This window comes from Pseudoalteromonas sp. S2893, from assembly GCF_005887105.1.
Lineage (GTDB): Bacteria > Pseudomonadota > Gammaproteobacteria > Enterobacterales > Alteromonadaceae > Pseudoalteromonas > Pseudoalteromonas atlantica.
The window spans coordinates 98,160-112,490 of sequence record NZ_PNCY01000008.1 but is presented as its reverse complement, the minus strand read 5'-3'; the positions used below and the strand labels follow the sequence as shown (position 1 = coordinate 112,490).

The 14,331-nt window shown below is 42.0% G+C and carries 9 protein-coding genes; 8 read left to right on the top strand and 1 reads right to left on the bottom strand.

The genetic code is table 11. The features are described 5' to 3' along the window. Nucleotides 1–47: 47 nt before the first annotated feature. Complete coding sequence (ppc, locus tag CWC04_RS04080; RefSeq protein WP_126009065.1) at nt 48–2,693, top strand: phosphoenolpyruvate carboxylase; 2,646 nt, start codon at nt 48–50, stop codon at nt 2,691–2,693. Between the two features lie 107 nt (nt 2,694–2,800). Next, on the top strand, nt 2,801–3,727 hold the full coding sequence (gene cdd, locus CWC04_RS04075) for a cytidine deaminase (RefSeq protein ID WP_055253932.1): 927 nt from the start codon (nt 2,801–2,803) through the stop codon (nt 3,725–3,727). Nucleotides 3,728–3,808: 81 nt separating this feature from the next. Here the strand turns inward: cdd and udp are convergent, their stop codons facing one another. Then, the gene (gene udp, locus CWC04_RS04070; protein WP_004588758.1) at nt 3,809–4,564 is read right to left on the bottom strand and encodes a uridine phosphorylase; all 756 of its coding nucleotides are present in this window, start codon (nt 4,562–4,564) and stop codon (nt 3,809–3,811) included. Nucleotides 4,565–4,999: 435 nt separating this feature from the next. Between udp and CWC04_RS04065 the strand changes: the two genes are divergently transcribed. From CWC04_RS04065 to CWC04_RS04040, 6 genes are all read left to right on the top strand, one after another. Then, the gene (locus tag CWC04_RS04065) at nt 5,000–6,109 is read left to right on the top strand and encodes an arginase family protein (RefSeq protein ID WP_024031934.1); all 1,110 of its coding nucleotides are present in this window, start codon (nt 5,000–5,002) and stop codon (nt 6,107–6,109) included. A gap of 119 nt (nt 6,110–6,228) precedes the next feature. Beyond that, the gene (locus CWC04_RS04060; RefSeq protein WP_138684676.1) at nt 6,229–6,939 is read left to right on the top strand and encodes a substrate-binding periplasmic protein; all 711 of its coding nucleotides are present in this window, start codon (nt 6,229–6,231) and stop codon (nt 6,937–6,939) included. 115 nt (nt 6,940–7,054) lie between these two features. After that, nucleotides 7,055–8,335: a polyamine export protein PaeA gene (gene paeA / locus CWC04_RS04055; protein WP_138684675.1), complete on the top strand. Its 1,281-nt coding sequence runs from the start codon at nt 7,055–7,057 to the stop codon at nt 8,333–8,335. Nucleotides 8,336–8,593: 258 nt separating this feature from the next. Further along, nucleotides 8,594–9,763, top strand: a complete 1,170-nt coding sequence (locus CWC04_RS04050) for an efflux RND transporter periplasmic adaptor subunit (protein ID WP_054981828.1) — start codon at nt 8,594–8,596, stop codon at nt 9,761–9,763. Nucleotides 9,764–9,775: 12 nt separating this feature from the next. Further along, nucleotides 9,776–12,910 carry an efflux RND transporter permease subunit gene (locus tag CWC04_RS04045; RefSeq protein WP_126009057.1) on the top strand — a complete coding sequence of 1,045 codons (3,135 nt, stop codon included), beginning with the start codon at nt 9,776–9,778 and terminating at the stop codon, nt 12,908–12,910. Then, nucleotides 12,907–14,322, top strand: coding sequence for an efflux transporter outer membrane subunit (locus tag CWC04_RS04040; protein ID WP_004588752.1), 1,416 nt, complete (start codon nt 12,907–12,909; stop codon nt 14,320–14,322). Before CWC04_RS04045 ends, CWC04_RS04040 begins: the two co-directional genes overlap by 4 nt. Nucleotides 14,323–14,331 lie beyond the last annotated feature (9 nt).

Here is a 14,331-nt window from a genome sequence, read left to right as displayed (position 1 = left end):
CTCATGATGATATTAATAGCATTCCATGAAACAAAGGAGACTGAGAAATGAGTGAACAATATGCCGCCTTGCGAGGTAATGTTAATTTACTTGGGCAGCTACTAGGACAAACTATTAAAGATGCCCAAGGCCAAGCGATTTTAGATAAAGTAGAGGAAATTCGTGCTTTATCAAAGTCATCTCGCAGTGGTAATGAAGACGACAGACAAGCGCTAATTGAGGTACTACATGCGCTTAGTGATGAAGAGCTTTTACCGGTTGCCCGTTCATTTAATCATTTTTTAAATTTAGCGAATGTAGCAGAGCAGTTCCACACTGTTTCGCGTTTTAATGATGTTGGTTTTTGCCAACTAAACCCTCTCACTCAAACATTAAAAACGTTAACTGCAAAAGCAAAAGAAGGCCAATTAGATAGTAATCATCTGGCCGAAACACTCTCAAAACTCCACATAAACTTAGTATTAACCGCTCACCCAACCGAGGTGACGCGCCGTACAATTATTAATAAGCACGTAGAATTAAGTGATTGTTTAGCATCGCTTGAGCGCAAAGACAATTTACCACAAGAGCGTGAAGCTATTTTAAACCGTATCGCTCAGCTTATCAGCCAAGCATGGCACACTGATGATATTCGTCGTTCTCGCCCAAGCCCAGTTGATGAAGCTAAATGGGGATACGCTGTTATTGAAAACAGCTTATGGCATGCTGTGCCACGTTTTTTACGTGAGTTTTCAGACCAAGTTAAAGAGCATTTAAGTTTAGAGCTCCCAATTGATTACAGCCCCATTGAGTTTACCTCTTGGATGGGCGGAGACCGTGACGGTAACCCATTTGTAACCGCACAGGTAACACAGCAAGTGCTTGACCATGGTCGTTGGATGGCGCTTGATTTATACAGCCGTGATATTGACACGCTAAGCGCAGAGCTGAGCATGTCAGATGCAAGCGATGAGCTAATTGAGCTGGCAGGACAAGACTTTGAACCTTATCGCGCTGTACTTAAAAAGCTTAAAAACCAAGTCTCTGAAACAGTGGTGCATTTAGGTGCAAAAATCAAGAATAAGCGCAGCGATTCAGAAGACTTAATCACTGATATAAATCAAATCAAGCACCCAGTAGAGGTGTGCTATCGCTCTTTATTAAAGTGCAACATGAAAGTTGTCGCCAATGGTTTATTACTTGATTTACTGCACCGTATAAATAGCTTTGGCCTGCGTTTGGCAAAACTTGATGTACGCCAAGATTCAGACCGCCACAGCGATGTGTTTTCTGAGCTTACACGCCACCTAGGCTTAGGCGATTACAACCAATGGCAAGAGCAAGACAAACAAGCATTTTTGCTTACCGAGCTTAACTCACGCCGCCCGCTTATTCCTAAAAACTGGCAACCAAGTCCAGAGGTGCAAGAAGTACTCGACACCTTTGATGTAATAGCTAAGCAAGATGAAAAAACATTTGGCTTGTACATTATTTCAATGGCGCGTACCGCCTCTGACATTTTAGCTGTACAACTGCTTTTAAAAGAAAGTGGCTGTCAGTTTGATTTACCAGTAGCGCCTTTGTTTGAAACGCTTGACGATTTAAACGCTGGTAGCGATGTAATTACCACGTTGCTTGATAACGTATGGTACCGCGGGCATATTAAAAATACCCAAAATGTCATGATTGGTTATTCTGATTCAGCTAAAGATGCCGGCATGATGGCCGCAGGCTGGGCACAGTACGAAGCAATGGATAAACTAGTGCAGCTTGCCGATGAGCGCGGCATTGAACTTGTTTTATTCCATGGTCGTGGTGGTACGGTAGGGCGCGGTGGTGCACCTGCTGCACAAGCATTGCATTCACAACCGCCTGGTTCATTAAAAGGTGGCTTGCGTGTAACTGAGCAAGGCGAAATGATCCGCTTTAAGTTTGGTTTACCCGATGTAGCACTGCAAAGTTTAAATATTTACGCGGGTGCCGTACTGCAAAGTAACTTATTACCACCGCCAGAGCCTAAGCAAGAATGGCGTGAAGTGATGAAGTTGATAAGCGAGCAGTCGTGCGATCACTACCGTAATGTGGTTCGCCATGATGAAAACTTTGTTCCTTACTTTAGAATGGCAACGCCTGAGCTAGAGCTGTCTAAATTACCATTGGGCTCGCGTCCTGCTAAACGTAATCCAAATGGTGGGGTTGAGAGCTTACGTGCTATTCCATGGATTTTTGCATGGAGCCAAAACCGTTTAATGTTACCTGCATGGCTTGGTGCATTAACAGGCTTAAAAGCGGCACTCGATAAATACGGCATAGAAACACTGCACGAAATGAGCTTGCAATGGCCATTTTTCAGAGCACGTCTTGAAATGCTAGAAATGGTATTTAGTAAAGCCGATAGCTGGTTAAGTGAGCATTATGATAACGCGCTGGTGGAAGATATGTACAAACCACTGGGTACCTCGTTACGTAAAGAGCTAGAAGAAGCAATTAGCTTAGTGCAATCGCTTAGCCCACAAAATAGCTTATTGGCAGATCAACCATGGATAAAAGAATCGATTGCGCTGCGTAATCCGTACACCGATCCGCTTAATGTACTGCAAGTTGAGCTGTTGCGCCGCTCGCGCTCAAGCGATAAAGTAAGTGAAGGTGATATTGATAATGCATTAATGATCACCATGACAGGTATAGCTGCAGGTATGCGCAATACTGGTTAGTCTACTTTAACTTAAAAATAGGGGAGCACAGTGTGCTCCCTTTTTTTGCTGGCATTTAGGCGCCTAACCTTTTAAACTACTTAGCCATTAAATAATTATAATATGTTATGGCATCAGCAACTTTTACTGTGCAACAAGACACAGCACTCACAAATTCACATATCTCACTAAGCGTTACGCAAACTCAAGCATTACGCAGCCAATTAAAAGCCCAGCGCGGTATTTTACATCCTAACGATATTAGCCAATTATGCGCGCAACTTAATGTATCTGATGACGCGTTATTACAAGGTTTAGTGCCTCTGGCGTCTGAATTTTCGGTGGCTCCTGTTTCTCATTTTCATGTGGGAGCTATTGTTAAAGCACTTGATGAGCAAGGGGATATAAATTTTTATTTTGGTGCTAATGTTGAGTTTGATCACCAAGCGCTTAGTTTAGTCGTGCATGCAGAGCAGTCGGCGATTAACAATGCGTGGTTAAATGGCGCAAAAAAAATACTAAAAATAGCAATTAGCGATGCCCCATGTGGTTATTGCAGGCAGTTTATGAACGAACTGGCTGATGCAAAAGAGTTTGATATTTTACTACCAGATCAGCACTTTAAATTAGCTGATTTATTACCGCATTCATTTGGCCCCACAGATTTAGGCAACGATTTTAGCCTGTTTAACCCAAAACAGCAGCAACACACATTTGCAGATACAGCTCTTGATGAAAAACTAGCAGCCATGGCGCTAATGGCCTACGTACCTTACAGTAACAACTTTAGCGCAGTTAAAATAAGTACCTTTAATAATGGTGACTTTTACGGCAGTTACGCAGAAAACGCGGCTTACAGCCCAAGCCTTTCGCCACTACAAAGTGCGCTTAGTCAATTGTTTTTAGCGGGTCTTAGCTTTAACGACAAAACGATTAAAGCAATTACACTGTTAGAAACCCAAGGTCATGAAAACCAAGGGGGAGTAGCACGTGCGGTACTTGCAAGCTTTAGCAATTTGCCAGAAATAGAAGTGATTAGCGCAAAGCTAAGGTAACCAGAGTTCAGGTTAAGCTAAAAACAATAAAGCACAGCAATTGCTGTGCTTTATGCGTTTTATTAAAGCGCTAAAAAGGCATTAGCCTAATAGTACTTTTGCAGCTTCTAAAACCACAGCCACAGATTTTTTCTCAATTTCACCGTGATCAACATTTGGAATTTCTTGGCGAGTACGGTTAACCAATACACCGGCAACACACGCCGCTTTAAGGCCTAGCGCTGCACACATGGTAAATAAGGTAGCAGACTCCATTTCGTAGTTCATCACGCCTAGGTTTTGCCACTCTTCACAGCTACCTTGTAATGACTTAGGTACATAACCCGAGTGCGTATCGTAACGCTCTTGCCCTGGGTAGAATGTATCGCTTGAGGCAGTAATACCAATGTGGAAGTCGATATCTAGGTTTTTACACGCTTGCACCATAGCTTGAGTGGCAAAAAAGTCAGATACCGCAGGGTAGCTAAGTGGTGCAAAGTGTTGGCTTGCGCCATCTAAACGCACAGACGCTTGGCTTACTAAAATATCACCTTCATTAATATGTGGCTGAATTGCCCCAGTAGTACCAATACGTAAGAAAGTACGTACACCAAGCTGTGCCAGCTCCTCTACAGCAATAGAGGTTGAAGGGCCGCCAATACCGGTTGAACAAATCACCACAGAGTGACCATTTAACTGGCCTAAATAAACATGAAACTCACGTGTTTGAGCAAGGCAGGTTGGGTTGTCTAGGAATTGAGAAATGCGTGCAGCACGATCTGGGTCACCAGGGACAATAGCAAGTTCAGCCCCTTTTAAATCGTCAATACATAATCCTAAGTGAAATACCTTTTCCATAACTAAGCCTTTTTATAAAAATTTGTTGTCAATCTAGCATCATTACGGCAAATGTAAACTAAGTACAGGACGTATGTCCGATGTTGAAAAATACTTATAAATGATGGCTTTATTCATTCACATTGAATATTAAATCAAAGGCTTAAAGTTCGTTAAAAGGCGGGTGGTTGACTTGTTTATTGAGAGTCTATATGTATTGATTATGGTGATAATTTAAATTTATCAATACGTGGTTTGAAGCGTTTTTAGTTATTTAATAACAAATAGTTACGGTTGGATTTCGGCTTTATTTTAACGGCTTTTATTTAAGCGTGTAAATAATGCTTGAGCAATAAGTGAGCGCATTACGCGTTAATTGCAAATAAGCCGATAATTTTAGTTTTTGCATAACTAATCAAAACCACATGAATAAAACACACAAGTATAGGATTTATTATGAGCACACAATTTGACGCGTTTAAACGTAAAGTAGAGCACTGTTTATGTGCACCTGGCGATGGTGTATTTACAGTTAATACCGCGAAAGAGCGTAAAGCGGCATTACGTAATAAATTGTATGGGCAAAGCGAAAATGTTGATGTTTTGTGGCGTGATTCTTTAACACAATTACCCGAATCTCCTCACAAAGCGGTTATGTTAGGTATTAGCTCAGATTGTGGCGGCGGTATTTTACGTGGGGCAAACTGGGGGCCATTATTCTTACGCTCAGCCTTGATTGATCAGCAAACCCAGTGCCGCTCTTTCGACTTAGGTGATGTGCGTGTTATACCGCATTTATTACATGATAAATACTTAAACGACGCCACAATTTCAAACTGCCAAAAAGCCCTATACGGCGATAAAAACGATGATTACTACGTAAGCCCGCTTTCTATTACCGAAGATGTGTGTGACAGCTTTTACGCCACATTTAAAGATAAAGGCATATTTGGTATTGGGGGCGATCACTCAATCAGCTACCCGCTAACTAAAGCGTATTTAAAAGCTAAGCGCGAGCAAGGCAAACGTACCGCTATTATTCATTTTGATGCGCATACCGATTTATTAGTAGAGCGCTTAGGCATCGATTTATGTTTTGGCTCCTGGTGTACGCATATATTAGAGTTTTTACCTGCACCGCATCATTTAATCCAGTTTGGTATTCGCTCAAGCGGTAAACCTAAATCGCACTGGGAAAGCACCTTTGGTGTAAAACAACATTGGGCTAATGAAATTATAGAACGTGGTGCAAAAGCGGTTGCGGATGAAACCATTGCGCAGCTTAAAGCCGATAACGTAGATGAAGTGTACGTAAGCTTTGACATAGACGCACTCGATGCCGAATTTGCCTCAGCAACGGGCACACCAGAAGATAACGGCTTAACCCCGCAACATGCACTGGATATTTTACAAGCTATTGCCGATGAGTTTCCAATTACTGGCGCCGACATGATGGAAATAGCGCCATTTACCGACAGCTCATTAGTAGGCCAAGCAAGTTCAGAAACAACATTACGTGAAGGCGCTAAAATTTCAGCGTTCTTAATTAGTGCAATGAATAAATAGCAAGTTAGTCTTTAAAAAATCTAGTCCTATCAGCGTATAGGGCTAGGTTAAAAACTAGCGGTTCGGTTACCCTCGGCTATAGTTGGTGTATATCTGTTTTAGTTTTGAGGCGAAGCTAAATGAAGCTGTACTTATTTTTGTTGTGTTTTGCATGCATAAGGCTTAATGCAGCTGAAATTACAATAGTGACCGAAGTATTCCCCGACTTTCAATACATTGACGAAAACAACCAACTTGCAGGGCGCTCTGTAGATAAAGTGAGAAACGCGCTCGCCAATACAGATATTAAATACACTATGTTAGCGCACAGTTGGGCTGTGTCTTATAACGCAGTATTAAGAGATACGAATACCTGTATATTTTCTATTGTAAGGTTACCTAAGCGAGAAGATAAGTTTAGCTGGGTGGCTGAGCTTGAAAGTTTTGACTCTGCTATTTATGCCCTTAAATCACGTAACATTCGCTTAAAAACGCTTAACGATGCTAAAAAATATAAAACAGCGGTGCTTAGGGATAATTTTAGCCACCATTATTTGCTAGAGCGTGGCTTTAGTGAAGCTAACAACTTATTGATAATTGATAGCTTAGACAAGATAGATAAATTAATAAGCACACGGCACGATATTCTCGACTTTGTTATATTAAGTAAAAAACAATTTAACTACCGCGCACAGTTTGAGCCAAAGCTTAAATTATTAGAGCCTATATTTACGCTCAATACACAACACTCCCCCCTTTACTTTGCCTGTAATAAAAACATGTTGCAAAGCCTACAAGATAGACTTACGCTGGCATTCGATGAAGCAAAAAAGCAAAATAAACAACGTTAATTCAATGGCTTATTAATTTACCCTGTAAAAGTATAAATATAAATTGCCGCGTTTAAAAAAGCGTCTATAATCAGCTGCTTTTTATTGAAAAAGCGCTAACTTTTTGGAGCGTTAAATGGGTGATTTAATCGGGATTAGCTTATTGATCTTGATCAGTGCGTTGTTTGCCATGTCTGAAATTGCTATTGCAGCGTCGCGTAAAATTAAACTGCGGGTAATGGCCGATGAAGGCAGTGATAACGCGGCCGCGGTATTAAAACTGCAAGAAAACCCTGGGGCGTTTTTTGCGATGATCCAAATTGCCCTAAACGCGATTGCTATTTTAGGCGGAATAGTGGGCGAACAAGCGCTATCGCCTTATGTACAAAGTATCTTGGTGCTTTTTTATCAAGGTGTACACCTTGAAAAAATTAGTTTTTTATTTTCGTTTTTTACCATTACCTCGCTGTTTATATTATTTGCTGATTTAATGCCAAAGCGTTTAGCGATGATCATGCCCGAAGCGGTGGCTGTGCGTGTGGTAACAATAATGCGATGGGTCACTTTTGCACTTACGCCATTAGTAATGTTTTTTAATGGTTTAACTAATTTTGTACTGCGTTTATTTAAAGTACCCGCAGAGCGAGAAGATATTGTTACCACCGAGGACATTGTGGCGATGATGGATGCGGGCGCAGAATACGGCAGCTTACAACAACAAGAGTATGAGCTAATTGGCAATGTGTTTGAACTAGAAGCACGCTTTTTATCAAGTGTAATGACCCCACGCGACCAAATAGTTTATTTTGACTTAAATGAAAGCAGCCACGATATAGCCACCAAAATTATTGAAAACCCCCATAATCACTTTTTAGTGGTCTCGGGTAATTTAGATAAATTACGCGGCTCTGTTGAGTCAAAAGATATACTACGACAAGTACTAAAAGGTGAGCCAGCTAATATTAAGCAAGAGCTGATTGAAACAGACGTGTTTTATTTACCTGAAACCCTAAGCCTGTCTGAAGCGCTAAATGCGTTTAAAAGTGCTGCAAAACCGTTTGCTGTGGTAGTAAATGAATATGCCTTGTTAGTCGGTATTGTTACAGTAAAAGATTTAATGAAAGGGTTTATGGGAGATTTAATTACCCACCAAGGCGATGAACTTATTATTGCCCGCGATGAGCACTCATGGTTAGTGGATGGCTTAACCCCGATTTCTGATTTAGCAAAAGTATTAGACATTGAAGAGTTTCCAGATCAAATGCACTTTGAAACCGTGGCTGGCTTTTTAATATACACAATGAAGCGTATACCTAAACGTGCTGAGCACTTTACCTTTAATGGCTTTAAATTTGAGGTGGTTGATGTTGAGGGGATAAGGGTAGAGCAATTATTAGTGTCTCGTATAAGTAAATAGTTATAAATTTGTATTAAAGCCAAGCTTAGCTTGGCTTTTTTGTTGCAGGTTAATAAATAACGCACTGCATTAAAGTTTATTTTTCATACTTTTCCGTTTTATTTTTCATCAAATTAACACCTTCTACAACCTATGGCGTAGTTTAATTTTACAACTGTAAGTTAGTGTAAATTTGCACCCGTTTTAATTTATTCTCGTTTAGATTTACTTTAGAATGATCGTTCACTCTAGACATAAATAGACTAAAAGGTATTTAACATGCAGCGTTCTCGCATCGCTTTATTTGTATTAACAGCCCTCGTTGGATCTGTTGCTTTAACAGGTTGCGACCAAGCAGCTGACTCGCAACAAGCTTCAGCTCCACAAGCAGTACCTGTTGGTGTAATTACATTAAAAAGCCAAGCGCTTACACTAAAAAAGGAGCTTCCCGGTCGCATTAGTGCTTTTCAAATTGCGGAAATCCGCCCGCAAGTAAGTGGCATTGTGCAATCGCGTTTATTTAAAGAAGGTGCTCAAGTTAAGCAAGGCCAAGCGCTTTATCAAATTGACCCCGCTACGTTTGAAGCTGACCTAGCAGCAAGCGAAGCAGCTGTGGCCCGCGCTGAAGCAAGTATTGCCAGCACTAAATCAAAAGCGTCGCGTTATAGCGAGCTTTTAAAAATTAAAGCCGTAAGTCAGCAAGACTTTGACGAAGCAGATGCAGCGCAAAAGCAAGCACAAGCAGAGCTATTAACGGCAAAAGCACAGCTTAAATCGGCGCAAATTAACTTAGACTACAGCCATGTATCTTCTCCAATCAGTGGCCAAATTAGTAAATCGAGCGTTACTGTTGGTGCGCTTGTTAGCGCTAATCAAACAACAGCACTGGCAACAGTGACCCAGCTTGACCCTATTTATGTTGATTTAACCCAATCAAGCAACGAGCTAACTCAACTTAAAAAAGCTATTTCATCAGGTTCATTGAGCGTTGATTCACAATCGCAAACAGATGTTGAACTGCAAATGGAAGATGGCTCAACTTATCCACTTAAAGGCACGTTACAGTTCTCTGAAGTGACAGTAGACCCAAGCACAGGGTCGGTTACCTTACGCGCTAAATTTCCAAATCCTGATAAGTTATTATTACCGGGTATGTATGCACGTGCCTCTGTGGTTGAGGGCGTAAAACAAGACGCTATTTTAGTGCCGCAACGTGGGGTTAGCCGTAATACAAAAGGCGAGCCAACAGCCATGGTTGTTAGCAAAGAAAACACCGTTGAAAGCCGCGTTTTAAAAGTAGACAGAACGATTGGTTCAAACTGGTTAGTAACCGACGGGCTAAGCGATGGCGATAAAGTGATTATTGAAGGGTTACAAAAAATTCGCCCTGGAGCGCCGGTAACACCGACTGAAGTTTCACCATCAGCAACTGCTGACAAAGCGCAATAACGGAGAGTTTTAATGTCACGATTTTTTATCGACAGACCCATCTTTGCATGGGTACTTGCTATCGTGGTTATGCTTGCAGGTGTTTTAGCTATTCAAAGTTTACCAATAGCTCAGTACCCGTCAATTGCCCCGCCGGCAATTAGTATTACTGCAACATACCCGGGCGCATCAGCACGTACCCTAGAGGATACGGTTACCCAAGTTATTGAGCAAAAAATGAAAGGCCTTGATGGTTTGCTATATATGTCATCGACTTCTGAGTCGAGTGGTTCAGCAACCCTTACGCTTTCATTTAGCTCCGAAACTGACCCAGATATTGCACAGGTACAAGTGCAAAACAAGTTAGCCACAGCCACCCCTTTGCTACCTGAAGAAGTGCAAAGGCAAGGTGTATCGGTGGCTAAGTCCGCACGTAACTTTTTAATGGTACTGGGTTTTGTATCAAAAGATGGCAGCATGACGAATATCGATATTGGTGATTATGTGTCATCTAATGTTCAAGATATTGTTTCGCGTGTTGAAGGGGTAGGTGAGGTTCAGCTGTTTGGTTCTCAGTATGCTATGCGTATTTGGTTAGACCCAGCTAAGCTGCAAAACTACAAGTTAACCCCTGCTGATATTAGTGCATCAATCAGTGCTCAAAACGCCCAAGTGTCTGCTGGGCAATTAGGCGGCATGCCTGCGGTTGAAGGGCAGCAACTTAATGCTACCGTTACTGCACAAAGCCGTTTACAAACAGCAAAAGAGTTTGAAGACATTATAGTTAAGGCAAACGCCGATGGCTCGTTTGTACGCCTTGAAGATGTAGCCCGTGTAGAGCTTGGTGGTGAAAGCTATCGTGTTGTAGCGCGTTACGATGGACAACCAGCATCGGGCTTAGGTATTAAGCTTGCCAGTGGGGCAAATGCACTCGATACCGCAGAAGGTGTAAAAGCCGCTATTGAAGAGTTAAAAGCATTTTTTCCTGAAGGCTTAGACGTTGTTGTCCCTTATGATACCACTCCATTTGTTTCGTTATCGATTGAAAAGGTAGTGCATACGTTAATAGAAGCGGTCGTGCTGGTATTTGTTGTTATGTATCTGTTTTTACAAAACTTCCGCGCTACGCTTATTCCAACTATAGCTGTACCTGTGGTGTTGTTAGGTACTTTTGGTATTTTGTACGCGTTTGGCTATTCAATAAATACATTAACCATGTTTGCGATGGTACTTGCCATAGGTCTACTGGTTGATGATGCGATTGTTGTAGTAGAAAACGTTGAGCGTGTAATGAGTGAAGAAAAACTCTCTGCGCTTGAAGCAACACGTAAATCTATGGATGAAATTAAAGGCGCGCTAGTAGGTATTGCCATGGTGCTGTCGGCTGTATTTATTCCGATGGCGTTCTTTAGTGGGTCTACCGGTGTTATTTATCGTCAGTTTTCTATTACGCTGGTATCAGCAATGGGGCTATCGGTATTAGTGGCACTTATTTTAACACCTGCATTGTGTGCCACGCTTTTAAAGCCTAGCCACGTGCATGATAATAGCTCGTTGTTTGGCCGTTTTTTCAGTGGCTTTAACCGCGGGTTTGATAAAACAAATGCCGGCGCGCAAAGTTTTGTAAGCCGTATGATCCGCTTATCTAAGCGCTACCTTTTATGTTATGGCCTTATTGTTGCGGGCATGGTGTATATCTTTTCAAGCCTACCTACAGCGTTTTTACCTGATGAAGACCAAGGTATTTTGTTTACCCAGGTTTCACTGCCTGCAGGCTCAACAACCGAAGAAACATTAGAAGTGGTTAAAAAAGTAGAAAACCACTATTTGAACGATCAATCTGAAGCTGTTAACGGTATTTTTACGGTAACCGGATTTAGCTTTGCAGGTTCTGGTCAAAACTCAGCAATAGGGTTTGTAAACTTTAAGCATTGGGATGAGCGCGAACGTGATGATTTATCTGTGCAAGGTGTGGCAGGTAAAGCAATGGGTTACTTCTCAACGATTAAAGAAGCGTTTGTATTTGCTTTCCCGCCGCCAGCCATTGTTGAGCTAGGTACTGCAAATGGTTTTAATGTTTTCTTACAAGACAGGGTTGGACTTGGCCACGATGCTTTATTAGCAGCGCGTAATCAATTACTTGGTTTAGCGAGTCAAAGCCCAATTTTGGCGGGTGTACGCCCTAACGGACAAGAAGATATGCCCGAGCTGCAACTTGATGTTGACCTTGCTAAAGCACAAGCACTCGGTGTGTCTCAGGCTGATATTAACAGCACGCTATCAACTGCGTGGGGTAGTAGTTACGTTAATGACTTTATTGACCGTGGCCGCGTTAAAAAGGTATACCTTCAAGGTGAAGCGCAAGGGCGTATGGTGCCAGAGGATTTAAACAAGTGGTATGTACGTAATGACAGTGGCGATATGGTGCCATTTTCAGCCTTTGCAAGTTCGCATTGGACTTATGGTTCACCACGTCTTGAGCGTTACAACGGCTTTTCAGCAATGGAAATTCAAGGTACTGCTGCACCAGGTTACAGTACTGGCCAAGCAATGGATGAAATGGAGCGCTTAGTTAAACAACTTCCTAATGGAATTGCCTCTGAGTGGACGGGTATTTCGTTCCAAGAGCGCTCTAGCAGTGGCCAAGCACCGTTACTTTACGGCATATCGCTATTGTTTGTATTTTTATGTTTAGCAGCGCTTTATGAAAGCTGGTCTGTACCGTTTGCGGTTATGCTTATTGTGCCATTAGGTATATTTGGTGCGACGGTTGCCGCGGTAATGGCAGGTTTATCTAATGATATTTACCTTCAGGTAGGTTTATTAACCACCATAGGATTAGCCTCTAAAAATGCAATATTAATCGTAGAATTTGCGATTCATAAAATGCAAGAAGGCCTAGGGTTAGTCGATGCGGCTATTGCAGCAGTACGCTTACGCTTACGTCCAATATTAATGACCTCAATGGCCTTTATTTGTGGTGTTATACCACTTGCTATTGCCTCAAGTGCCGGTTCAGGTGCGCAAAATGCACTGGGTATTTCGATTATAGGTGGTACGCTTGCCTCTTCTATTTTAGTGGTGGTATTTGTGCCGTTATTCTTTGTTTTAGTTCGTCGTGTATTTCCAATGAAAAACACCGACGATAAAAAGGAGAGCGCACAATGAGCATTAAACGCTTCACTTTAAGCGCAATTACATTAGTTGTTTTAAGTGGCTGCCAACTAGCCCCTGAGCAAAAAGACCTTGCTTTACCAGTGCCAGATACTTATGTATCTGACACTGAGCAAGCAGCAGCGCAGCAGTTACATTGGCAGCAATTTTTTAATGATGAAAAATTGCAAACCTTGATTAGCTTAAGCCTTGAGCATAATAAAGATATGCAAATAGCGGTATTAAATGTGCAGCGTGTACGCGGTTTATACCAAATTGAAGATTCGGGCTTATACCCTTCATTAGATTTTAATGGTGGGGCTACGCGCCAACGTTTACCGGCTGATTTAACCAGTACGGGTGAAGCAGGTATTAGCTCACAGTACAGCGCAACGGTCGGTATTACCTCTTATGAATTAGATATTTGGGGCAAGGTACGTAACCAGTCTGAGCAAGCCCTGCAAAACCTCTATAACACTGAGCTTACGCAATACAGCACGCAAATTTCACTCATTGCTGAGCTTGCCAATGCTTGGTTAAACTACGCAACTGACTTACAGCTATTAGAGCTTGCTAAAGAAACATTAAGCTCACAGCAGGAGTCGCTCTCGCTTACGCAAAAAAGCTTTGATTTAGGCGCTACATCGGCAATTACGCTTGAGCAGCTTAAAAGTACGGTTGCCACTGCAAAAGTAGATATAGCAACATATAAACGCTTGTTAAAACGTGATAAAAGCGCGTTAGATTTACTGGTAGGGCGCCCTGTATCGAGTGATTTATTACCGACTAACTCGTTAACTAATTTACTGGATTTACCAGAAGTACCGGTTGGTTTACCCTCTGATTTATTAACGCAGCGCCCTGATATTAAAGCCGCTGAGCATGCTTTATTAGCCGCTAACGCGAATATAGGTATAGCGCGTGCGGCGTTTTACCCAAGCATTAGCTTAACCGCAACTGCGGGCAGTACGTCTAGTGATTTAAGTGGCTTGTTTGATTCAGGCTCAGGGACGTGGAGCTTTGTACCGTCAATCAACTTACCAATTTTTACTATGGGACGTAACCAGGCAAACCTTGATGTGGCAAAGGCCGATCAAGAAATTGCGGTGGCGACCTACCAGCAAAAGATTCAAAATGCATTTCGTGAAACCGCCGATGCATTAGCAGATAGAGAAGGCTACAAAGAGCAACTTGATGCCCTCGATATGCTAATTAGTTCGCGTCAGCTAACGTACGATTTATCAAAAATGCGTTACGAAAAAGGCGCTGATAGCTACCTACAGGTACTTGATGCACAGCGTACGTGGTACTCGGCTCAACAGCAGTTAATAACAGGTCAGCAGGCTTACCTTGCCAGCCAAATTAATTTGTATAAAGCTTTAGGTGGCGGCTGGAATATAGCTAAAACACCTGTGCAAGAGCAGTAAAATGAAAGG